1 protein-coding gene is annotated in these 223 nt (G+C 39.9%); it reads right to left on the minus strand.

What is annotated here, in order from left to right; all coding sequences use genetic code 11:
- A partial coding sequence (locus AAEY68_RS21845; RefSeq protein WP_350586916.1) for a transposase occupies nucleotides 1-223 on the minus strand: 223 nt, incomplete at both ends.

A 223-nucleotide genomic window follows, 5' to 3' on the forward strand; every position in this document is an offset into this window, starting at 1 on the left:
CTTTGTCTTTACGATTAAGCTCTTTTTGAAGCTGCTTAATTTCTTGTTTGAGCTGTTTACTGTCTGATTTTACGGGCTTCGTTGAAGGCCCTTTAGCAAAATCTTGCTTCCATTGTTTAATATGATGCGGGTAAAGCCCCTTAGCGCGGCAATATTCATTAAGAGCTGCTTCATCTAAACTCGCACATTCAATAATGGCGTTAAGCCTTTCTTCTAAGCTCCA

The organism is Pseudoalteromonas sp. RB2-MNA-CIBAN-0110, from assembly GCF_040309305.1.
In the GTDB taxonomy this organism is placed as follows: domain Bacteria; phylum Pseudomonadota; class Gammaproteobacteria; order Enterobacterales; family Alteromonadaceae; genus Pseudoalteromonas; species Pseudoalteromonas arctica.